This is a genomic window from Streptomyces roseifaciens (assembly GCF_001445655.1).
GTDB classification, from domain to species: Bacteria; Actinomycetota; Actinomycetes; order Streptomycetales; family Streptomycetaceae; genus Streptomyces; species Streptomyces aureoversilis.
Genome location: NZ_LNBE01000002.1, coordinates 493,016 through 517,185, shown reverse-complemented (window position 1 = coordinate 517,185; position 24,170 = coordinate 493,016). Strand labels below are relative to the sequence as shown.

At 76.0% G+C, this 24,170-nt stretch carries 4 protein-coding genes; 1 reads left to right on the top strand and 3 read right to left on the bottom strand.

Annotation, left to right across the window (positions count from 1 at the left end; all coding sequences use genetic code 11):
• Window positions 1-48: 48 nt before the first annotated feature.
• Complete coding sequence (locus AS857_RS03945; protein WP_476718229.1) at window positions 49-4,800, bottom strand: type I polyketide synthase; 4,752 nt, start codon at window positions 4,798-4,800, stop codon at window positions 49-51.
• A complete protein-coding gene (locus AS857_RS03940) occupies window positions 4,797-10,223 on the bottom strand; it encodes a type I polyketide synthase (RefSeq protein WP_058041684.1) in 5,427 nt (1,808 codons plus the stop codon). The genes AS857_RS03945 and AS857_RS03940 overlap by 4 nt, the downstream gene beginning before the upstream one ends.
• 531 nt (window positions 10,224-10,754) lie before the next feature.
• Here AS857_RS03940 and AS857_RS03935 point away from each other — a divergent pair.
• Window positions 10,755-13,535, top strand: coding sequence for a helix-turn-helix transcriptional regulator (locus tag AS857_RS03935; RefSeq protein ID WP_058041683.1), 2,781 nt, complete (start codon window positions 10,755-10,757; stop codon window positions 13,533-13,535).
• A gap of 71 nt (window positions 13,536-13,606) precedes the next feature.
• Here AS857_RS03935 and AS857_RS03930 read toward each other — a convergent pair whose 3' ends face one another.
• The gene (locus tag AS857_RS03930) at window positions 13,607-24,151 is read right to left on the bottom strand and encodes a type I polyketide synthase (RefSeq protein ID WP_058041682.1); all 10,545 of its coding nucleotides are present in this window, start codon (window positions 24,149-24,151) and stop codon (window positions 13,607-13,609) included.
• Window positions 24,152-24,170 lie beyond the last annotated feature (19 nt).

Here is a 24,170-nt window from a genome sequence, read left to right as displayed (position 1 = left end):
GCGGAAAGATTCGGCTGCAGGCGTGCGGGACGGGGGGAGCGGCTCGGGTCACGTCGTGCCGAGCTCGTTGTCGATGAAGGCGAAGACGTCGTCGGCGGAGGCGTCCTCCAGCCGTCCGGCGACCGTCGGGGCGTCACCGCCGGCCAGCGTCCCGGTCAGCCCGTTGAGCACGGTCTGCAGGCGCGCGGTGATCCGTGCCTGTTCGAGGTCCTCGGTGCTCAGTTCGCGGAGCCGGGCCTCCAGCCGGTCCAGCTCGGCGAGGACGGAGTCGGCGGAGGCCGCCGCACCGCCGAGCTCCCCGCCGAGGTGGGCGGCCAGGGCGGCGGGGGTCGCGTAGTCGAAGATCAGGGTGGCGGGGAGGGTCACTCCCGCGGCCGTGCTGATCCGGTTGCGCAGGTCGACGGAGGTCAGCGAGTCGAAGCCGAGGTCGCGGAAGGCCGTGGTCGGCTCGACCGCGCCGGCTCCCGAGTAGCCGAGGACCAGCGCGGCCTGACCGCAGACCAGGTCCACCAGGGCGCGTTCGCGCTCGCCCGCGGTCATCGCGGCGAGCCGCTGGGCGAAGTCGTCGGGCACGGCGGCCTCGGCGACGGCCGGCTTCAGGTCCCGGACCTCGGGCAGGTCGGCGAGCAGCGGGCTGCTGCGCACGGAGGTGAACGCCGGTACGAACCGGGTCCAGTCCACGTCGGCCACGGTCAGCGTGGTCTCGTCGCCCTCCAGGGCGCGGCGCAGCGCGGTCAGGGCACGGGCGGGGTCCATGGCCGCGATGCCGAGGGCGCTTCCGGCGCCGCGCACGTGGTCGCTGTCGGCCATGCCCGCGCCGCCCCAGGGTCCCCAGGCCACCGAGGTGGCCGGGAGCCCGTGGGCGCGGCGGAATTCGGCGAGCCCGTCGAGGAAGGCGTTGGCGGCCGCGTAGTTGGCCTGGCCGGCGCCGCCGACGGTGGCGGTGAGGGAGGAGAAGAGCACGAAGGCGGAGAGGTCCAGGTCCGCGGTCAGCTCGTGGAGGTGCCAGGCCGCGTCGGCCTTGGGGGCGAGCACGGCGCCGAAGCGGTCGGGGGTGAGGGCGTCGAGGACGCCGTCGTCCAGGACTCCGGCCAGGTGCATGACGGCGGTCAGCGGCTGTTCGGCGGGCACCGTGCGCAGGAGCGCGGCGAGGCTGTCGCGGTCGGCGGCGTCGCACGCGGCCAAGGTGACCTTGGTGCCCGTCGCGGCCAGCTCCTGCACCAGTTCGGCGGCACCCGGGGCGCGTTCGCCGCGGCGGCTGGTGAGCAGCAGGTGCTCCGCGCCCTCGGCGGCGAGCCACTTGGCGACCTCGGCGCCGACGGCTCCCGTGGCGCCGGTCACCAGCACGGTGCCGGTGGGCCGCCACGGCGCTCCCGGGCGCGCGGGGGCGTGCTCCAGGCGGCGGGCGTACGCCCCGGAGGCGCGGACGACGATCTGGTCCTCGTCGCCGGCGCCGGTGAGCAGGGCCGCGAACCGTGCGACGACGTGCGGTTCGAGCGTCTCGGGCAGGTCGGCGAGGCCGCCCCACAGGTCGGGGTGCTCCAGTGCGGCCACGCGCCCGAGCCCCCAGACGGCCGCCTGCCGGAAGCCTTCGGGGCGCGCCTCGTGCGCGACGGCCTGCCGGGTGACGGTCCACAGCCGGGCGCCGGTCCCGGTGCCGGCGAGCGCCTGGACGAGGGCGGCGGTCGCGGTGGCCGGGGCGGCGGGGGCGAGCAGGTTGAGCACGCCGTCCACGCCGGTGCGGCCGGTGAGCAGCGCGGTCAGCCCTGCGCGGTCCTGCGCGGCGGCGGGCACCGGGAGGACGTCGAGGACGAGGCCGCCGTCGGCGAGCGCGGCGAGCAGGGCGCCGGTCCAGGGGTCGCGGTCGCCGTCCTCGGGGACGACGGCGAGCCACTGCCCGGCGGTGGCCGGGGCCTGCGCGGCGGACAGCATGCGCCAGCCCGCGCGGTAACGCCAGCCGTCCACGGTGGCGTTGGCCTGCCGGTCGCCGTGCCACGCGGCGAGCGCGGGCACGAGGGCGGCGACGGGGGACGCGTCCGCGACGCCGAGGGTGGCGGCGAGCGCGGGCACGTCCCCGTCCCGTACGAGCTGCCAGAACTCGGCGTTCTCGTCGACGGGCCGGTCCGCGGTGACCGAGGGGGCGTTCTCCCAGTGGCGGTCGCGCAGGAAGGGGTACGTGGGCAGGCCCACGCGGCGGGCGCCGGCGAACAGCGCGGACCAGTCGGGGCTCAGCCCGCCGGTGTGCAGCCTGCACACCGCGTCGACGAGGGCCTTGGCCTCGCCCTGGTCGCGGCGCTGGGTGGCGACGACCTGGTCCACGGCGTCCTGGGCCATGCCGGTGAGCACGGCGTCGGGGCCGACCTCCAGGAAGCGGGTGGCGCCCTCGGCGGCGAGGGTGCGTACGCCGTCGTCGAAGCGGACGGCGTCGCGCACGTGCCGGACCCAGTACTCGGGCGAGGTCAGTTCCGTGGCCAGTTGCCCGGTGACGTTGGAGACGACGGGCAGCCGTGGCTCGTGGAAGTCCAGCCCCTCGATCGCCTTGCGGAACGGCTCCAGCATGGCGTCCATGCGGTGCGAGTGGAACGCGTGCGACACGCGCAGCCGGGTGGTCTTGTCGAACCGGCCCGCGACGGCCAGCACCGCGTCCTCGTCGCCGGAGACGACGACGGCGCGGGGCCCGTTGACGGCGGCGAGCCCGGCGCCCTCGGTGAGGAGCGGGGCGACGTCGGCCTCGGCGGCCCGGACCGCGACCATCGCGCCGCCGGCCGGGAGCTCCTGCATCAGGCGGCCGCGTGCGGCGACGAGCGTGACGGCGTCCGGCAGGGACAGGACGCCGGCGACGTGGGCGGCGACGACCTCGCCGATGGAGTGCCCGCCGAGCAGGTCGGGGCGGATCCCCCACGACTCCAGCAGGCGGAACAGCGCGACCTCGAAGGTGAAGAGGCCGGCCTGGGTGAACTGCGTCTGGTGCAGCAGCTCGGAGCCGGGGTCCAGGAGGACGTCCCGCAGCGGCCGGTCGAGGTGCTTGCCGAACTCGGCGCACAGCTCGTCGAAGGCCTGCGCGAAGACGGGGAACGCCGCGTGCAGCTCGCGGCCCATGCCGGGGCGCTGGGAGCCCTGGCCGGAGAAGAGGACGGCGAGGCGTCCCGGCCCGGCCGCCGTCACCGGCTGCTCCCGGCCGTCGGCCAGCGCGCGCAGGCCCTCCAGCAGTTCCTCGCGGTCGCGGCCGGTGACGGCCGCCCGGTGGGTGAACAGGGAGCGGGTCGTGGCCAGGGAGAAGCCCGTGTCGAAGGGGTCGTTGCCGCCCCCGGCGCCGGCCCCGGCCCCGGCCTCGGCCTCCAGCAGCCGGCCTGCCTGGGCGCGGACCGCGTCGGCCGAGCGGGCGGAGAGCACCCAGGGCACGACGGGCAGGGCGGCGCGCGGCCGGTCCTCCGGCTCGTCGGCGGCCGGGGCCTGTTCGAGGATGGTGTGGGCGTTGGTGCCGCTGATCCCGAACGAGGACACCCCGGCGCGGCGCGGCGCGCCCTCGGTCCGCCACTCCCGGGACCGCGTCAGCAGCTCGACGTCGCCGGCCGACCAGTCGACGGCGGTGGTGGGGTTCTCGGCGTGCAGGGTCGGCGGCAGGACGCCGTGGCGCATCGCCATGACCATCTTGATGATCGCCGCGACGCCGGCGGCGGCCTGGGGGTGGCCCATGTTGGACTTGATGGAGCCGAGCCACATGGGCCGGCCCTCCGGCCGGTCCTGCCCGTAGGCGGCGATGACGGCCTGCGCCTCGATGGGGTCGCCGAGCGTGGTGCCGGTGCCGTGCGCCTCGACGACGTCGACCTGCTGGGGGGCGAGCCGGGCGTCGGCGAGCGCCTGCTCGATCACGCGGATCTGGGCGGGGCCGCTGGGCGCGGTCATGCCGTTGGACGCGCCGTCCTGGTTGATGGCGCTGCCGCGCACCACGGCGAGGACCTCGTGCCCGTTGCGCAGCGCGTCCGACAGCCGCTCGACGAGCAGGACGCCCGCGCCCTCGGCCCAGGCGGCACCGGCGGCGTCCTCGGAGAAGGACCGGCAGCGGCCGTCGGGCGACAGGGCGCGCCGCTCGCTGAACTCGATGAACATCTCGGGGCTCGCCATCACGGCGGCGCCGCCGGCGAGGGCGAGCGAGCACTCGCCCTTGCGCAGCGCCTGGATGGCCATGTGCAGGGCGACCAGCGACGAGGAGCACGCGGTGTCCATGGTGACCGCGGGCCCTTCGAGGCCGAGGGTGTAGGCGATCCGCCCGGAGACGATGCTGCCGGATATGGTGCCGCCCACGTAGTCGTGGTGCATCAGGCCGACGAAGACGCCGGTGGGCGTGCCCTTGACGGAGGCCGGGTCGATCCCGGCCCGCTCGAAGGCCTCCCAGGAGGTCTCGAGCAGCATCCGCTGCTGGGGGTCGGTGCCCGCCGCGTCCTTCGGGCTGATGCCGAAGAAGGCGGGGTCGGACTCGGCCGCGTCGTGCAGGAACCCGCCGTGCCGCACGTAGCTCTTGCCGGGGCGGCCGGGCTCGGGGTCGTAGAGGCTGTCGATGTCCCAGCCGCGGTCCACGGGGAAGCCGGACACCACGTCGACGCCGTCGGCGACGATCCGCCACAGGTCCTCGGGCGTCCGGACGCCCCCGGGGTAGCGGCAGCCCATACCGATGATCGCGATCGGTTCGCGCTCCCGCTCCTCCAGCTCGCGCACGCGGCGTCGGGTCCGCTCCAGCTCTGTCGTCGCCCGCTTGAGGTAGTCGCGGAGCTTGTCGGCGGTGCCCGGCTCTTCCATCACTGGACTCCCAGTTCGTTGTCGATCCTCGCGAAAAGCTCTTCGTCGCTGGCGCCGCCGATGTCCTCGGGCGCCGCGGTGCCGGCCGGCCCGCCGTGCGTGTCGTGCCAGGTCCGCAGGAGGGCTTCGAGCCGCGCGGTGATGCGCGCGTGCGAGCCGTCCGCGTCGGGCAGGGCGGCCAGTGCGGCCTCCAGCCGGTCCACTTCGGCGACCATCGCCCGGGCCGCGTCGGCGGGCCCGGGGACGAGTCCGGCCTTGAGGTACGCGGCCAGGGCCTGCGGTGTCGGCTGGTCGAACGCCAGCGTGGCCGGCAGGGCCAGGCCGGTGGCGGCGCCCAGCAGGTTGCGCAGCTCGACGGCGGCGAGCGAGTCGAAGCCCATCTCCTGGAAGGCCCGCCCGGGGGCCAGCGCATCGGCCGACGCGTGTCCGAGCACGGCGGCGACGTGGGTCAGCACCAGCTCCGTCAGCAGCCGGTCCCGCTCCGGGTCCGGCAGGGGCGCAAGCCGTTCCCGCCAGGACGTCGCGCCCGCTCCGGCGCCCGCCGCGGCGGCCCGCCGGGGCGCGCCCCGGACGAGGCCGCGCAGCAGCGCGGGCACCCCGTCGGCGCGGGCCCGCACGGCGGCGGGGTCCAGCCTCGTCGGCACCACGAGCGCGTCCCCGGTGTCCAGGGCCGCGTCGAAGAGTTCCAGGCCCTGGGCGGCGGACAGGGGCGGCAGGCCGGCCCGGTGCATGCGCTCCAGGTCGGACGCCTCCATCCGCTCGGCGAGCCCGCCGGTTTCGGACCACAGGCCCCAGGCCATCGACACGGCGGGCAGCCCGGCGGCCCGGCGGTGGGCGGCGAGCGCGTCCAGGAAGGTGTTGGCGGCGGCGTAGTTGGCCTGGCCGCCGCCGACCAGGAGCCCGGCGGTGGAGGAGAACAGCACGAAGGCCGTGAGCTCCCGGTCCGCGGTGAGCTCGTGCAGGTTCCAGGCCGCGTCGACCTTGGGGCGCAGCACCCGCTCCACCTGCCCGGGGCTCAGTGCGGCGAGCATGCCGTTGTCGACGACGCCGGCCGCGTGCACGACCCCGTGGATCTCGTGCCGGGCGAGGAGGGCGGCGAGCTGTTCGCGGTCGGCCGCGTCGCAGCGGGCCACGGTCACCTCGGCGCCCAGCTCCTCCAGTCCGGCGCGCAGCCCGGCCGTGCCGGGGGCGTCCTCGCCGCGCCGACTCGTCAGCAGCAGCCGGCGGACGCCGTGGGCGGTGACGAGGTGGCGGGCCAGGAGGCCGCCGAGGCCGCCCGTGCCGCCGGTGATCAGCACGGTGGACCCGGGCTGCCACTGCGGCCGGCCGCCCGGCTCGGCCCGGGTGAGCCGGGGCGCCCGCAGCGCGCCGTCCCGTACGGCCACTTCGGGCTCCCCGCACGTCAGGGCCGCGGCCAGGCCGTCGCTCCCGTCGGTGTCGACCAGCAGGAACCGGCCGGGGTTCTCCGCCTCGGCGGCGCGCACCAGTCCGGCGAGCGGCGCGTGCGCGAGATCGCCGGCCCGGGTCACCACGGCGAGCCGCGACCGGTCGAAGCGGCTGTCGGCGAGCCAGTCCTGCAAGGCGGCCAGTACGGGGGTGAGCGTCCCGCGGACGGCCGAGGGCACGTCATCGTTTGCAGCAGAGGGAGCCACGGGCAGCACGACCACGTCCGGCACCGGTCCCTCGAGCGACGCGAGGCCGGGGTGGCAGGGCGCCGCCAGTCCGAGGCCGTCCGTGCCGAGCACGGCCAGGTCCACGGCGGGCGGCCCTGCGGGGGCCGGTACGGGGACGTGGTCGACGCGGAACAGCGACTCCCCCGGCCCGCCCGCCAGTTGCCCGGGCGAGACCGGGCGGGCGACGAGCGTCCGCACGGAGGCGACCGGTGCGCCGGTGCCGTCCGCGATCTCCAGCGACACGGCGTCCTCACCGGCCTTGCCGATGCGGATGCGCAGCTCGGGCGCCCCGGAGGCGTGCAGAGTGACGCCGCTCCAGCTGAAGGGGAGGACGGCCTGGCCAGGGCCGAGGCCGAGGAGGTTGGCGTGGAGGGCGGCGTCGAGCAACGCGGGGTGCATGCCGTACGAGCCGGCCGTCGCCCGTGCGCTCTCCGGCAGGGCGGCCTCGGCGAACAGGTCGTCGCCGCGCCGCCACACCGCTCGCAGTCCCTGGAAGACCTCGCCGTAGCCGTAGCCGGCCGCGGCCAGCGCCGGGTAGAGCTCGCCCGGTTCGACCTCTTCGGCACCCTCCGGCGGCCATGCCGCCATGTCCGCGGGCGGGGCGTCGCCGGCGGTGCCCAGCACTCCGGTGGCGTTGCCGGTCCACGGCGCGTCGGGGGCGTCCGCGGGCCGGGAGTACACGGCCAGCGAGCGCCGGCCGCCGTCGTCCGGGCCGACGGCGACCTGCACCGCCACGGCGCCCCGCTCGGGCAGGACGAGCGGCGCCTGGAGGGTGAGCTCCTCCACCACGCCGCAGCCGGCCCTGTCGCCCGCCTGGACGGCGAGTTCGACGAGGGCGGTGCCGGGCAGCAGGACGGTTCCGTGCACGGCGTGGTGCGCGAGCCAGGGCTGCGCGGACAGCGAGAGGCGGCCGGTGAGGACGACGCCGCCCGAGTCGGGCAGTTCCGTGACCGCACCCAGCAGGGGGTGGTCGGCGGCCAGCTGACCGAGCCCGCTCGCGTCCCCGCCGTTGCCGGCCGATTCCAGCCAGAAGCGGCTGCGGTCGAACGCGTAGGTGGGGAGGTCGACGCGGCGTGCGCCGCGGCCCGCGAACAGTGCGGCCCAGTCGACCGGGACGCCGGCGGTGTGCAACCGGCCGAGGGCGGCGACGAGTTCGCGCTCCTCCGCGCAGTCGCGCCGCATCGTCGCGACGGTCACCGGCTCGCCGTCGGCCACGCAGTCCTGCGCCATCGCCGTCAGCACCGCGTCGGGGCCCAGCTCCAGGTACGTCCCCACGCCCAGGTCGTGCAGCGTGAGCATCGCCGAGGCGAACCGCACGGGGCGGCGGACGTGGTCCACCCAGTAGTCCGGGGAGCACAGTTCCCCGGCCGTGGCCGGGGCGCCGGTCAGCGTCGAGACGATCGGGATCCGCGGCGCTTCGTAGTCCTGCGCCTTGGCGACTTGGGCGAAGGCGGCCAGCATGGGTTCCATCAGCGGCGAGTGGAACGCGTGCGACACCTTGAGCCTGCTGCTCCTGGCGAACCGCGCGGCGATCTCCGCCACGTCGTCCTCGGCACCGGAGATCACCACGGACTCCGGGCCGTTGACGGCTGCGAGGCCGACCGTGCCGGAGAGCAGCGGCTGTACGTCGGCCTCGGCGGCCGCGATCGCCGCCATGGCGCCGCCGGGCGGCAGTTGCCGCATCAGGCCGCCGCGGGCGAGGACCATCGCGACGGCGCCCTCCAGGGAGAGCACGCCGGACACGTGCGCGGCGGCCAGTTCGCCGACGGAGTGCCCCACGAGGAAGTCGGGGCGGACGCCCAGGGACTCCAGGAGCCGGTACAGCGCCACCTCGACGGCGAAGATCGCGGCCTGCGCGTAGTCGGTGCGGCGCAGGGTCCCGGCATCCGTCTCGATCGCCTCGGCCAGCGGCACCTCCAGCTCCGCGTCCATGAGCGCGGCCACCTCGTCGAAGGCGGCGGCGAACACGGGGAAGGCCCGGTACAGCTCGCGGCCCATGCCGAGGCGCTGGGAGCCCTGCCCGGTGAAGAGGAACGCCACCTTTCCGCCGGTGCGGGAACCGTCCCTGCGGGGGCCGGCGGTGACCCGGGCCAGGCCGGCGAGCAACTCCTCGCCGTCCCCGCCGACGACGACCGCGCGGTGTTCCCACCGGGAGCGGGTGGTGGCCAGTGAGTAGCCGATGTCGGCGGGGTCGGCGCCGGGCCGGGCGGAGACCCACTCGTGCAGCCTGCGGCTCTGCCCGGCGAGGGCCTCCGGCGTCCGCGCCGAGAGGATCCAGGGGACGGCCGTGAGCCGCGGAGCGTCCGGGGGCGTCCCGTCCGGGGTTTCGGAGGGCGCCGCTCCGTCCGGGGCGGGCGCGGAGGTGTCCATGGGAGCCTCTTCGAGCACCACGTGCGCGTTGGTCCCGCTGATGCCGAACGACGAGACGGCCGACCGGCGGGGCCGCCCGGTCTCCGGCCAGGCGCGGTGCTCGGTGAGCAGCTCCACCGCCCCGGAGTCCCAGTCGACCTGCGGCGAGGGCTCGTCGACGTGCAGGGTCTTCGGCAGCGCGCCGTGGCGCATCGCCATGACCATCTTGATCACGCCGGCGACGCCCGCGGCGGCCTGGGTGTGGCCGAGGTTCGACTTGACCGATCCGAGCCACAACGGCCGTCCGCCGGCCCGCTCCCGGCCGTACGTCGCCAGCAGGGCCTGGGCCTCGATGGGGTCGCCCAGCGTGGTGCCGGTGCCGTGGGCCTCGACCGTGTCGACGTCCGCCGGGGACAGGCCCGCGTTCGCCAGCGCCTGGCGGATCACGCGTTGCTGGGAGGGGCCGTTCGGCGCCGTGAGGCGGCTGCTGGCGCCGTCGGAGTTGATCGCGCTGCCCTTGACGACGGCGAGGACGCGGTGGCCGTTGCGGCGGGCGTCGGAGAGCCGCTCCAGGAGCAGCATGCCGGCGCCCTCGCCCCAGCCGGTGCCGTCGGCGCCCGCGGCGAACGCCTTGCAGCGGCCGTCGGGGGACAGGCCCCGCTGCTTGCTGAAGTCGATGAACGTCTCGGGCGTCGACATCACCGTGACGCCCCCGGCCAGGGCCAGGGTGCACTCGCCGGACTGCAGCGCCCGGACCGCCCAGTGCAGGGCGACCAGCGAGGACGAGCAGGCGGTGTCGACGGTGACGGCCGGCCCTTCGAGGCCGAAGGCGTAGGCCACCCGGCCCGAGGCGATGCTGGCGGCGCTGCCGTTGGCGAGGTAGCCGTCGAGGTCCTCGGGAACGGACCGGATCCGGGTCGCGTAGTCGTTGTACATGACGCCGGCGAAGACTCCGGTGCGGCTGCCGCGCAGGGCCGACGGCACGATGCCGGCGTCCTCGAACGCCTCGTGGCAGGTCTCCAGCAGCAGCCGCTGCTGGGGGTCGGTGGCCAGCGCCTCGCGCGGGCTGATCCCGAAGAAGTCGTGGTCGAACTCCGCGGCGTCGTGCAGGAATCCGCCCGTGCGGGCGTAGGTCCGGCCGGGGCGCCCGGGTTCGGGGTCGTACAGGGAGTCGGTGTCCCAGCCGCGGTCGGCGGGGAAGCCGGACACGGCGTCGGTGCCCGCGGCCACCAGGTCCCACAGTTCCCCGGGGGTGGTGACGCCGCCGGGGTAGCGGCACGCCATGCCCACGATCGCGACGGGTTCGTGCGCCCGTTGCTCGGACTCGCGCAGCCTGCGCCGCGTCTCGCGCAGATCCGACGTCGTCCGTCGGAGGTAGTCGAGCAGTCGGTCCTCGTTGTTCACCAGCGCAGCCGTCCGATCGGAATCGAAAGAAGCCTTCGGAAAACGCGGGGCTCCCGGGCTCCTCGGTCCGCGCCCCCGCCCATCGGAGGCTAAGGAGCCCCGGACGGCCCGGCCAACCCCTATCCCCCCCAGCCCGGGCAGGGGGTGAGGGGCGCTCAGGGGGCGCTCAGGGGGTACGGCGCGCGCCGGGCGGACTTTGCCTTCAGTGAGGCAACCGAGGGCGGTGGGACGACCTTCCATACTGTTGGAGGGCCGGAACTTGGAGGACCGGCCTACCGTTGACACCCATGTGACACGCTACGTAAGTTTCGTGTCCATATTTTGCTGATGTCCTAGAACGATAGGGTTCGCTGGGCGCGTGATCCGTTTTGGTGACGAAACGTTTACGCGGGATCTATCGGATTCGGCTAGACCATGCGGTGGACTGCATGGGGGCCGGCATCTCGTACACGGGGGCCGGCAAGGGGTTGAAGTTCCGCAGTGCTGTTCGGTGAACCCGGATTCTCGGAATACTGACCGCGGGGGCGATGTATGAATCTGTTCGACCGCCATAAAGAACTGGAAGCCTTGAGAGAGGCGTTCGCCGACTGTGTCGGCGGATCGGGACAGCTCGTGATCATCAGTGGAGGCCCGGGCTCGGGCAAGACGGAACTCCTGCACGAGTTCGCCAATACGGTGGCTGCGGCGGGTGCCCGGCTCCTGATCGCCACCGCTTCCGCCACCGGGCGGAACCAGCAGCTGGGCACCGTGGGGGACCTGCTGCTCAGCGGCGAGGTCGCCGCGGACGTGCTGGACCGGATCAACCGCTGCCGCACGTCCGGCGAGGCCACTCCCCCGCCGTCCGGGCCGGAGAAGGAGAAGTGCGTCGCGCGTGCCGTCCAGGACGTCCCGCGGGCCGTGGTGGAACTCGCCGGCGACCGGCCCGTGGTGATCGGCATCGACGACTGCCACTACATGGACGGCGCTTCGCTCCAGGCCGTCCTGTCGCTGCTGCAGCGCATCCGCGCCAAGCGGGTCCTGGTGGTGTGCACCGGCTGGGAGCAGTACGGGCCGGCCCACCCGCTGGTCCGCGCCGAGCTCCTCCGCCGGCCGCACCGCAGGGTCCGCCTCGCGCCGCTCTCCGAGGAGGGCGTGGGCCGCATGCTCGCCGCCCAGTCGGAGCGGCCGTTACCGCCCGGCGCCCGCTCCCGCTACCACCGCATGACCGCCGGCAACCCCATGCTGGTGCGCGCCCTCCTGGACGACACGACGCGCTTCGGCGCCGACGTCGGCGAGCCGGTCGCGAGCGTCGCCTACCGGCAGGCGGTGCTCGCCTGCCTGGCGCGCACCGAGCCCGGCCACGCGCGGACCGCCGCGGCGCTGGCCGCTCTCGGCGACGCCGCCTCGGCCCGGAGCGCGGCGGCCGTGACGGGCCTGTCCCCGGACGAGGTGCAGCAAGTGGCCGAGCTGCTCTCCCAGACGGGGCTGCTCGACGGATACCGCTTCCGGCACGCGGTCGCGGCGAGCGCGGTGCTCAGCAGCCTCGCCGCGAGCGAGCGCTCGCGCCTGCACGGCGACGTGGCGCAGCTGCGCTACGAGGCGGGCGACCCCCTCGCCGACGTGGCGCGCCACCTCCTGGCCGCCGGCCGGGCCCCCGAGCCCTGGGGGCCCGCGGTGCTGCGGCGCGCGGCCGAACAGGCCCTGGCCGCGGACGACGTCGAGGAGGCCGCGAGCTTCCTCGGGCTCGCCCTGCGGGAGTGCAAGGACCCGCGGGAACGCCAGGCGCTCTCCGCGACCCTGGCCCGGGCCGTGTGGCGGGTCAACCCCGCGGCCGCGGGCCCGCACCTCGCCCCGCTGTACGCGGCGGCGCGCAGCGGCACCCTGGACACCCGCGACACGGCCACCGTCCTGCGCCACATGCTGTGGCAGGGCGACACCGATCTCGCGGCGGAGACGATCAACGCGTTAGGTGGCCTGCGCACGCGGACCGACGCCCGGCTCCTGGCCGAGATGGAGTTCGTCAGGCAGTGGTTCTACGGCATGCCGCGAGCCCTGCAGCGCGGTGACGCCGGCCGGACGAGTCCCCTCGAACCCACCATGGCGGACCACACCAGCAGCCTCTGGGCCAGCGTCGCCCTCATGGCCGGCGGCACCGTCACCGACGAATCCGTGACGCACGTGGCCGAGGCCCTGCAGGCCCACCAGCTCAGCGACCTGCGGCTCGAACTCACCACGATCTCCCTGATGGTCATCGCGCACGCGGACCGGCCCGCGACCGCGGCGGAGGTGTGCGAGTCCCTCCTGGCCGACGCCGGGCGGCGCGAGTCGACCACCTGGCAGGCCGTCCTCGGTGCCGTGCGGGCCGAAATCGCCCTGCTGCAGGGGGACGTGGAGACCGCCTCGGAGAAGGCCGTCGAGTCCCTCGGCCTGCTGCACCCGCAGGGCTGGGGCGTGCTGGCCGGCCTGCCGCTGTCGACGGCCCTGTTCGCGTACACGGCCCGCGGCCGCCACGAGGCCGCGGCGGACCTGCTCCAGCGCAAGGTGCCGGACAGCATGTTCCAGACGCTCTTCGGCGTGCAGTACCTGCGCGCCAGGGGCCATCACTATCTGGCCACCGGGCGGGCCTTCGCCGCGCTCAACGACTTCGAGACCTGCGGCCAGCTCATGCAGGACCGCAGCCCGGAGCTGCAGGCGGGGATCCCCTGGCGGACCGACCTCGCCCAGGCAAACCTGCGCATCGGCAAGCAGCGCGCCGCCAAGGACTGGGCGCAGAAGCAGCTCAGGCTGCGCGGGAACTTCGGCTCCCGGACGCGCGCGATCACCCTGCGCGTCCTGGCCGGGGCGAGCCAGCTGCGCCACCGCACCGCCCTCCTGCGCGAATCGGTCGACCTGCTCCAGGCCTGCGGCGACCGGCTGGAACTCGCCTTCGCCTACGGCGAACTGTCCGCCGCCCACTACGAGCTGGGCGAGTTCGCCCGCGCCCGGCTCCTGGCGCAGCAGGCCGCCCAGGAGGCCGCGGTGTGCCGGATCGCTTCGCCGGTCGGCAACCGCCTGGAGCGGGCCGAGCCGGAGGGCCCCGGCGCCGCACCGGCCCTCAGCGACGCGGAGTGCCGGGTCGCGGCGCTGGCCGCGCTCGGCTACACCAACCGCGAGATCAGCAGCCGCATCCACGTCACCATCAGCACGGTCGAGCAGCACCTGACGCGCGTATACCGCAAGCTGAACGTCGCCAGCCGCACCGAGCTGCCGTCCAAGGTGATCGAGTACCGGATACCGACGCCGTCGGACCCGGCCCGCGCGGGCCGGTCGGCCGCGGTGCGCGGCACCGCCTGAGCAGGGACGGCGCACCTCGCCGAGGCGGGCGGGCCGGGAGTCCCTGGGGACTTCCGGCCCGCCCGCCGTGCTCACTTGTACGTCTCCAGCTCGTCGTCCAGGATGCCGAACAGCTCGTCCGCGGTCGCCGTCTCCAGTCCCGGACCGCTCTCCCGCTCCTCCTCCCGGGGGCCGGCGTCGGTCCACTTCGCCGTGAGGGCCCGCAGCCGGACCGCGACCCTGGCCCGCTGCTCCCCGTCCACGACCGCGGCGTCCAGCAGGGCTTCGAGGCGCATCACTTCGGCCTCGGCGTCCGGCACGGCCCCGTCCGCGTCCCCGACCAGTTCGCCGAAGAGGTGTCCGGCGATGGCGGCGGGGGTCGGGTAGTCGAAGGTCAGGGTCGCCGACAGCCGCAGCCCGGTGTCCGCGCCGATGCGGTTGCGGAGCTCCAGGGCGGACAGCGAGTCCACGCCCAGTTCGCCGAAGCCCCGCTCCGGGTCGACGGCGTCGGCGCGTTCGTGCCCGAGCACGTCGGCGACGTGCCCGCACACCGTCTCCAGCAGCAGCTTCCTGCTCTCCGCGGGCGACAGTTCCGCGAGCCGCTGCGGGAGGGCCACGGTCCGGTGCTGCCCGCCGGCGGCGACGGCGACGGAGGGCGCGGCCTGCGCGGTCCGCCGGGCGGGTGCGCCGGCGAGGGCCCGCACCATCGGCGGCGCGTCCTCGGTGGGCCGCACCCGCATCGGCAGGAGCACGGCGCGGTCCGCGGTCAGGGCCCGGTCGAAGAGGGCCAGCGCCCGGTCGGCCGGCAGCGGCTCGACGCCGTCGCGGGCCAGCCGCCGCAGCTCGGCCTCGCCGAGCGAGCCGGCCATGCCCGAGGCGGTGTCCCACAGGCCCCAGCCCAGGGACAGGGCGGGCAGCCCGGCCGCGCGCCGCCGGGCCGCGAGGGCGTCCAGGAAGGCGTTGGCGGCCGCGTAGTTGGCCTGGCCCGCGGCCCCGAGGGCGGCAGCGGCGGAGGAGAACAGCACGAAGGAGGCGAGACCGAGGTCCCGGGTGAGCTCGTGCAGGTTCCAGGCCGCGTCGGCCTTGGGCCGCAGGACCGCGTCGAGGCGGTCCGGGGTCAGCGACGGCAGGAGGCCGTCGTCCAGCACGCCGGCGGCGTGCACCACGGCCGTGAGCGGGTGCGCCTCCGGTATCGCGGCGAGCAGCGCGGCCAGGGCCTCGCGGTCGGCCGCGTCGCACGCGGCGACGGTCACCGTCGCGCCGAGCTCGCGGAGGTCGCCGAGGTCCCCCGGGTCGCCGCCGCGGCTGCTCAGCACCAGGTGCCGCACGCCGTGTTCCGTGATCAGGTGCCGGGCGAGCAGCCGGCCGAGGCTGCCGGTGCCGCCCGTGACGAGCACGGTGCCGTCCGGGTCCGGCCCGGTGAGGGCGGGCGCGGCGCCGGGCGCCGGGACGGCCGGGGTCAGCGCGGGGACGTACGCCTTGCCCGCGCGCACGGCGAGCTCCGGTTCTCCTGCGGCCACCGCCGCGGGGAGGGCGGCCCGGGAGGCCGGGTCGTCGTCGAGGTCGACGAGCGCGAGCCGGCCGGGGTGTTCGACGGCCACGGACCGCACGAGGCCCCGGACCCCGGCCTGGGCGAGGCCGGGTGCGCCCTCCAGGTCGACCGCTCCCCGGGTGACGACCACCAGCCGCGCGTCGCCGGCCGACTCGTCGGCGAGGCGCTCCTGGAGCGTGGCCAGCATCGTGTGCAGGGTTTCCCGGGCGGCGGCCGGACCGTCTTCGGCCGTGTGCTCCGGAGCGAAGAGCACGGTCCCGGGAAGGGGGCCGGACGCAGCGGGCAGCGGTACCGGCTTCCACGACAGTTCGTACAGGTCTCCCGGCGCCGGGGCGGCCGCGTTCAGCTGTTCCGCGGTCACCGGCCGGATGCGCAGCGAGGACACCGCGGCGACGGGCGAGCCCGCGCCGTCGTACAGGTGCAGGCCCATCTGCTCGGTGCCGTACGGAGTGAGCCGCAGCCGCACCGCCGAGGCGCCCGCCGCGTGGAGCGTCACGCCCTCCCACGCGAACGGCAGGGTCATGACCGTCGGGTCCTGGCCGTCGACCAGGTCGATGGCGTGCAGCGCCGAGTCGAGCAGCGCCGGGTGCAGCCCGAAGCCGGCCGTCTCCGCACCCTCGGGCAGGGCGAGTTCCGCATAGACCTCCTCGCCGAGCCGCCAGGCGGTGCGCAGGCACCGGAACAGGGGGCCGTAGCCGTAGCCCTGCTCGGCGAGGTGGTCGTAGGTGCCCGTCAGGTCGACGGGCACGGCGCCCGCGGGCGGCCAGGCGCCGAGCGCCTCGGGCTCCGCCGCGGGGGCGGGGGCGAGGACGCCGGTGACGTGCCGGGTCCAGGCCTCCCCGGCGCCCTCGGTGCGCGCGTGGACGGTGACCGTCCTGCGCCCGGTCGCGTCGGGGGCCCCGGCGACCATCTGGAGCTGCACCGCGCCCTGCGCGGGCAGCACCAGCGGCCGTTCGACGGTGAGTTCCTCGACCAGGCCGCAGCCCGTCCGGTCCCCGGCCCGGACGGCCAGTTCGACGAAGGCGCTGCCCGGCAGGAGGACCACTCCGGCGACGGCGTGGTCGGCCAGCCAGGGGTGCGTGTCCAGCGACACCCGGCCGGTCAGCGCGACGGCGTCGGCGTCCGCCAGCCGGATCTCCGCACCCAGCAGTGGGTGGTCCGCGGGCGTCTGCCCGACCCCGCCTGCCCCGGCGGGTGCGGCCGGCTCGTCGTCGAGCCACAGCCGCTGCCGCTGGAAGGCGTACGTGGGCAGGTCGATCCGGCGGGCGCCGGGCGCGGCGAAGACCCGCTCCCGGTCGAGGGGCACGCCGCGGACCTGCAGCGTGGCCAGGGCGGTGGCCAGGGCGACCGGCTCCTCCCGGTCGCGGCGCAGCACGGGGACGAACAGCGAACGCTCGGCGTCGTCCACGCACTGGGCGCCCATGGTGGAGAGCACCGCGTCGGGCCCGACCTCGAGGAAGGTCCGGACGCCCGCGGCCTCCAGGGTGCGGATGCCGTCGGCGAACCGGACGGCCTCGCGGGCGTGGCGCACCCAGTACCCGGGCGAGGTCAGCTCCTCGTCCGTGGCCTGCACGCCGGTCAGGTTGGAGACGACGGGCACGGACGGCGGCGCGAACCGCAGGCTCCGCGCCACCTCCTCGAACTCCTCGAGCATCGGCTCCATGCGCGGCGAGTGGAAGGCGTGGCTGACCCGCAGCCGCTTCGTCCTGCGGTCGCCGAAGGCGGCGCCGACGGCGGCCACCGCGTCCTCGTCGCCGGACACCACCACGGCGCGGGGCCCGTTGACGGCGGCGATGCCGACGCCCGTGCCGAGGTGCGCCCGCACCTCCTCCTCCGTCGCGTCGACGGCCAGCATCGCGCCGCCGGCGGGCAGCGCCTCCATGAGCCGTCCCCTGGCCGTGACCAGGCGGGCGGCGTCCTCCAGGGTGAGCACGCCCGCGGCGTGGGCCGCGGTCAGCTCACCGACGGAGTGCCCGGCGAGGAGGTCCGGACGGATCCCCCAGGACTCCAGGAGCCGGAACAGGGCGGTCTCGACGGCGAACAGGGCGCTCTGGGTGTACACCGTCCGGTCGAGCAGGCCGGCTCCGGCACTGTCCGGCCCGGCGAGGACCACGTCGCGCAGCGGGCGGTCGAGGTGGGCGTCGCAGTGGCGGCACGCCTCGTCGAACGCGGCCCGGAACACGGGGTGCTGCGCGTACAGCTCCCGTCCCATCCCGGGGCGCTGGGCGCCCTGCCCGGTGAACAGGAAGGCGACCTTGCCGGCGACGGGCCTGCCGCGCACCACTCCCGGCGCCGTGGTGCCCGCCGCCAGCGCGGCGAGGCCCGTGGCGAGTTCGTCCCGGTCGCGGGCGACCACGGCGGCCCGGTGACCGAGGGCGGCCCGGCCGGTGGCCAGGGAGAAGGCGAGGTCGGGAAGGGGCGCGTCCTGGACGGCCGCCAGGCGCCCGGCCTGGGCCGCGAGGGCTTCCGGGGTGTTCCCGGACAGCAGGACGGGCAGCAGGGGTGCCCCGGCCGCGGGCGCGGCGGCCTCCGCGGAACCGTCACCGTGCTCTGCGGAACCGTCACCGGGCTCCGCGGCCGGGGCCGGCGCCTCGATGATGGTGTGGGCGTTGGTGCCGCTGATGCCGAACGAGGAGACGCCCGCCCGGCGCGGACGGCCGTCGGCCTCCGGCCAGTCCCGCGCCTCCGTCAGCAGTTCGACGCCGCCCGCCGTCCAGTCGACCTGCCGCGAGGGCTCGTCCACGTGGAGCGTGGCGGGCAGGACGCCGTGGCGCATGGCCAGCACCATCTTGATCACCCCGGCCACACCGGCGGCGGCCTGCGTGTGGCCGATGTTCGACTTGACGGAGCCGAGCCACAGCGGCCGGTCCCCGGGGCGGTCCTGGCCGTACGTGGCCAGCAGCGCCTGGGCCTCGATCGGGTCGCCGAGGGTGGTGCCCGTGCCGTGCGCCTCCACCGCGTCGACATCGGCCGCCGACAGACCGGCGTTCGCCAGCGCCTGCCGGATCACCCGCTGCTGCGACGGGCCGTTCGGGGCCGTCAGCCCGTTGGACGCGCCGTCCTGGTTCACCGCCGAGCCCCGTACGACGGCCAGCACCACGTGCCCGTTGCGCCGCGCGTCCGACAGCCGCTCCAGGAGCAGCATGCCGGCGCCCTCGGACAGGGCGGTGCCGTCGGCGCCGTCCGCGAAGGACTTGGCCCGGCCGTCCCCGGCGAGGTTGCGCTGCCTGCTGAAGTCCACGAACGTGTCCACGGTGGACATCACGGACACGCCGCCGGCCAGGGCCAGGGTGCACTCCCCCTGCCGCAGGGCCTGCACCGCCAGGTGCAGGGCGACCAGCGACGAGGAGCACGCAGTGTCCACGGTGAGGGTCGGGCCCTCCAGGCCCAGGGTGTAGGCGACCCGGCCGGAGGCGATGCTGCCGAGGCTGCCGTTGCCGAGGTAGTCGCGTACGGACTCGGGCGCGTTGGTGAGCCTGCTGCCGTAGTCGTGGTACATCACGCCGGTGAAGACGCCGGTGCGGCTGCCCCGTACCGCGTGCGGGTCGATGCCCGCGCGCTCCAATGCCTCCCAGGAGGTCTCCAGCAGCAGCCGCTGCTGCGGGTCGGTCGCGAGGGCCTCGCGCGGCGAGATGCCGAAGAAGTCCGGGTCGAAGCCGGCGGCATCGTGCAGGAATCCGCCCTCGCGGGTGCTGCACCGGCCGGCCTTGCCCGGCTCGGGGTCGTAGAGGCCGTCGAGGTCCCAGCCGCGGTCGGCGGGGAAGGGCGACATGCCGTCCCCGCCGTCGGCCAGCAGGCGCCACAGCTCCTCGGGGGTGGTCACGCCGCCGGGGTAGCGGCAGCTCATGGCCACGATCGCGATCGGCTCGTCGGTCCCGGCGGCCGCCGCGGCGGGCAGGGCCCCGGCCGCGTCCGGGTCGTCGGGGCCGATCAGTTCGGCCTTGAGGTGGCCCACCAGCGCGCCGGAGTCGGGGTAGTCGAAGACGAGGGTCGCGGGCAGCCGGAGGCCGAGCGCGCCGGAGAGGCGGTTGCGCAGTTCGACCGCGGTCAGCGAGTCGAAGCCGATCTCGCGGAAGGCGCGGCGCGGGTCGAGGACCATGTCCGCGTCGTGGCCGAGGACGGCGGCGACGTGGGTGCGGACGAGTTCGAGGAGCAGCGCGTCGCGCTCGGCGGGCGCCGCGGCGGTCAGCCTGTCCTGCAGACCGCCGCCCGCCGTGCTCGCCGCCGCGGTGCGCCGGGCGGGGGCGCGGACCAGTCCGCGGAGCACGGGCGGGAGGGAGTCCGCGCGCCGGAGGGCGGGCAGGTCGAGGCCGACCGGCAGCAGCAGCGGTTCGCCCGCGGTCAGCGCGGTGTCGAAGAGCCCGAGCCCGTCCTCGGTGGCCAGCGGGCGGACCCCGGAGCGCGCCATGCGCTCGACGTCGGCGTCCGTGAGGTGCGCGGTCATGCCGGTGCGCTGCTCCCAGAAGCCCCAGGCCAGGGAGACGGCGGGCAGGCCCCGGGCGGCGCGGTGGTGCGCCAGGCCGTCGAGGAAGGCGTTGGCGGCGGCGTAGCCGGACTGGCCCGCGCCGTCGACGGTGCCGGCCGCCGAGGAGAACAGCACGAAGGCGGCGAGGTCGAGTCCCTGGGTGAGTTCGTGCAGGTGCCAGGCGGCGTCGGCCTTGGGCCGCAGGACGGCGTCGAGCCGTTCGGGGGTGAGCCCGGTGACGAGGCCGTCGTCCAGGGCGCCCGCCAGGTGGACGACCGCGGTCAGCGGGTGTTCGGCGGGGACCGCGGCGAGCAGGCCGGCGAGCCGGTCCCGGTCGGAGGCGTCGCACCGGGCCACGGTCACGTCCGCGTCCAGGCCGGCGAGGTCGTCCGACAGGACGCCGCTGCGGCCGGCGATCAGCAGGTGGCGCACGCCGTGCGCGGTCACCAGGTGACGGGCGATCAGGCCGCCGAGCACGCCGGTGCCCCCGGTGATCAGGACGGTGCCCCCGGGGTCGAGCGCGAGGTCCCCGGCGCCGCGGCCCGCCCGGGCCATCCTGGGCACGTGGGCCCTGCCCTCGCGGAGGGCGAGCTGGGGTTCGCCGGACGTCTCGGCCGCGGCTGCCGCGTCGCCGGGCGTGGCCGCGGCGTCCGCGTCGACCAGGACGAGGCGGCCGGGGTTCTCGGCCTGGGCCGCGCGGACCAGGCCCCAGACGGCGGCCGCGGCCAGGTCTGTGACGTCCTCGGCGCCGACGGCCACGGCACCGCGGGTGAGCACGATCAGCCGGGTGGAGGCGGCGCGTTCGTCGGTGAGCCACCGGCGTACGGTCTCCAGCACCCGGCCGGCCTCCTCGCGCGTGGCGGCGAGGGGGTCGCCGGATCCGCTCACGGGGAGGACGGCGTACGCGGGCACCTCCTCCAGCTCGTCGAGGCCGCCTTCGCCGAGCACGGCGTGGCCGGCGGTGACGGGTCCGGCGGCGGGCAGGGCGGGCCAGTCCAGGCGGTAGAGGTCGTCGGAGCGGCCGGGCGCGGCGAGCGCGCCGGGGTCGACGGTGCGGGCGACCAGGCCGTCGACCGCGGCCACGGGCGCCCCGGTGGCGTCGGCCAGCTGGAGCGTCGTGACGTCGGTGCCGGTGATCCGTACGCGCAGGGCGGTGGCCCCGGCCGCGTACAACGAGACGCCGGTCCAGGAGAAGGGCAGCCGGGCCGCCCCTTCCTCCGGTTCGCCGAGCCCCGCGGCGTGCAGGGCCGCGTCGAACAGGGCGGGGTGGAGGCCGAAGCGCTCCGCCTCCACGGGCAGTTCGATCTCGGCGAAGGTCTCGTCGCCGCGCCGCCAGGCCGCGCGGAGCCCCTGGAAGGCGGGGCCGTAGTGGTAGCCCTGTCCGGCCAGCCGGTCGTAGACGTCGTCGACGGCGACCGGCCGCGCGCCGGCGGGCGGCCAGGCGGCGAGGTCGAACCCGGCGTCCGCGGCGTCGGGTTCGAGCAGGCCGGAGGCGTGCCGGGTCCAGCCGGCGTCGCCGTCCTCCGGGCGGGAGTGCACGGACAGGGGCCGCTGTCCCGCTCCATCGGCGTCGCCGACGCGGACCTGCACCTGGACGGCTCCCCGCGCGGGCAGCAGCAGCGGCGCCTCCAGCGTCAGTTCGCCCACGCGGCCGCAGCCGAGCTCGTCGCCCGCCGCGATCGCGAGCTCCACGAACGCCGTGCCGGGCAGCAGGACCGTCTCCCCGACGGCGTGGTCGGCGAGCCAGGGCGCGGTGGCGGTGGAGAGCCGGCCGGTGAAGAGCATGCCTCCGCCGTCGGCGACGGTGACCGCGGCGCCGAGCAGCGGGTGCCCGGTGGCCGCGAGCCCGGCCGCGGCCACGTCGCCGGCGGCGGTCGAGCGGCCGAGCCAGAACCGCTCGCGCTGGAAGGCGTACGTCGGAACGTCGGCCGGGCGGACGGGCATGCCGTCGAAGGCGGGCCGCCAGTCCACGGGGACGCCGTGCACGAACGCTTCGGCGAGCGACGCCAGCCACCGGGCCGGGCCGCCCTCGTCGCGGCGCAGCGAGCCGAGGCCGGTGATGTCCGCGCCGGCGGCGTCGGCGGTCTCCTCGATGCTGTGCAGGAGCACGGGGTGCGGGCTGCACTCGGCGAAGACGCCGTAGCCGCCGGCGAGCAGCACCCGGGTCGTGGGCTCGAAGAGCACGGTCCGGCGCAGGTTCGTGTACCAGTACCCGGCGTCGAGCCCGGCGGTGTCGAACAGGGCTCCGGTGACGGTGGAGTAGAAGGGCACGTCCGCGGAGCGCGGGCTGACGGGGGCCAGTTCGGTCAGCAGCCGCTCGCGGATCGTCTCGACCTGCGCGGAGTGCGAGGCGTAGTCGACGGGCAGCCGCTTGACGCGGACGTCGTCGGCCTTGAGCAGCTCTTCCAACGCGTCGAGGGCGTCGGTGTCGCCGGAGAGGACCACGGAGGCGGCCCCGTTGACGGCGGCCACCGAGATCCTGCCGTCGTAGGCGGCGAGCCGCTCCCCGATCCGCTCCTCGGGCAGCGCGACCGACAGCATCCCGCCGCGGGCGGAGAGCTCGTCGGCGATGGCCCGGCTGCGCAGGGCCACGACGCGGGCGCCGTCGGCGAGGGAGAGCGCCCCGGCGACGCACGCGGCGGCGATCTCGCCCTGGGAGTGCCCGATGACGGCGGCGGGGCGGATGCCGTACGAGCGCCACAGCTCGGCGAGCGACACCATGACCGCCCACAGGGCGGGCTGGACGACGTCCACGCGCTCCAGCGGCGCCGCGTCGCGCACGGTGTCGAGCAGGTCCCAGTCGGTGAAGGGGGCGAGGGCCTCGGCGCACTCGGCCATCCTGGCGGCGAACACCGGGGAGGCGTCGAGGAGTTCGGCGGCCATGCCGGCCCACTGGGAGCCCTGTCCGGGGAAGACGAAGGCGATCCGGGACTCGCTCGCCCGCCGGCCCTGGACGACGTGGGGCGCGGTGGTGCCGTCGGCGAGGGCGGCGAGCCCCGCGAGCAGGGTCCCGCGGTCGTCGCCGATCACCACGGCGCGGTGGTCCAGGGCCGCCCGCGAGGTCGCCAGCGTGTGGGCGACGTCGGGGAGCGGGGCCGCGGCCGGGCCTTCCCCGGTGCCGCCGGTGAGGTGGGCGAGCAGCTGCCGGGCCTGGGCGGCCGGCCCCTGCTCGCCCTGGCCGGAGAGGACCAGCGGGACGGGCCCGGTGAGCCCGGCCGCCGCTTCGGGCCGTTCGGGCTCGGGGACGCCTTCCAGGATCACGTGGGCGTTGGTGCCGCTGATGCCGAACGAGGAGACGCCCGCCCGGCGGGGGCCGTCGGTGCCGGGCCACTCGCGGGCCTCGGCGAGCAGTTCGACGGCGCCGGAGTCCCAGTCGACCTGGGGCGTGGGCTCGTCGGCGTGCAGCGTCTTCGGCAGCCTGCCGTGGCGCATGGCCATGACCATCTTGATGACGCCGGCGACGCCGGCCGCGGCCTGGGTGTGCCCGATGTTCGACTTGACCGAGCCCAGCCACAGGGGCTGTTCGCGGTCCTGTCCGTACGTGGCGAGCAGGGCCTGCGCCTCGATGGGGTCGCCCAGGGGCGTGCCGGTCCCGTGGGCCTCGACGGCCTGCACCTCGTCGGTGCGCAGCTCGGCGTCGGCCAGGGCCTGGCGGATGACGCGCTGCTGGGACGGGCCGTTGGGCGCGGTGAGCCCGTTGGAGGCGCCGTCCTGGTTGATGGCGCTGCCCTTGACGACGGCGAGGACCGGGTGCCCGTTGCGCCGGGCGTCGGAGAGCCGCTCCAGGAGGAGCATGCCGGCGCCCTCGCCCCAGCCCGTGCCGTCGGCCCCGGCCGCGAAGGACTTGCAGCGGCCGTCCAGGGACAGCCCGCGCTGGCGGCTGAAGTCCACGAACGTGTCGGGGGTCGACATCACCGTCACCCCGCCCGCCAGCGCCAGGGAGCACTCCCCCGTGCGCAGCGCCTGGACCGCGAGGTGCAGGGCGACCAGCGACGACGAGCAGGCCGTGTCCACGGTGATCGCGGGGCCCTCCAGGCCGAGGGTGTACGAGACCCGGCCGGAGGCGACGCTGCCCAGGTTGCCGTTGCCGAGGTACCCCTCGACGCCCTCGGGCACGTCCGTCAGCCAGCTGCCGTAGTCGTGGTACATGACGCCGGCGAAGATGCCGGTCCGGCTGCCCCGGACGGAGTGCGGGTCGATGCCCGCGCGCTCGAAGGCCTCCCAGGAGGTCTCCAGGAGCAGCCGCTGCTGCGGGTCCATCGCGATGGCCTCGCGCGGCGATATCCCGAAGAACGCCGCGTCGAACCCGGCCGCCCCGTGGAGGAATCCGCCCTCGCGCACGTGGGTCTTGCCGGGTGTGTCGGGGTCCGGGTCGTAGAGCCCTTCGACGTCCCAGCCCCGGTCGGCCGGGAAGTCGCCGATGGCGTCGGTGCCCTCGTCGACGAGGCGCCACAGCTGTTCGGGCGAGCCCACGCCGCCGGGGTAGCGGCAGCTCATCGCCACGATCGCCACGGGCTCCGAGGCCGCTGCCGTGATCTCGGCGTTCTGCCGGCGCAGCCGCTCGTTCTCCAGCAGTGACTCGCGCAGCGCCTCGACGATCTGCTCGACGGATGTGTCCACGGTAGGTGTCGCTCCCTGA

Bases quoted from the DNA above. Each gene is read 5' to 3' on its own strand.
- AS857_RS03935 (WP_058041683.1), top strand. From the start codon at position 10,755: ATGAATCTGTTCGACCGCCATAAAGAACTGGAAGCCTTGAGAGAGGCG.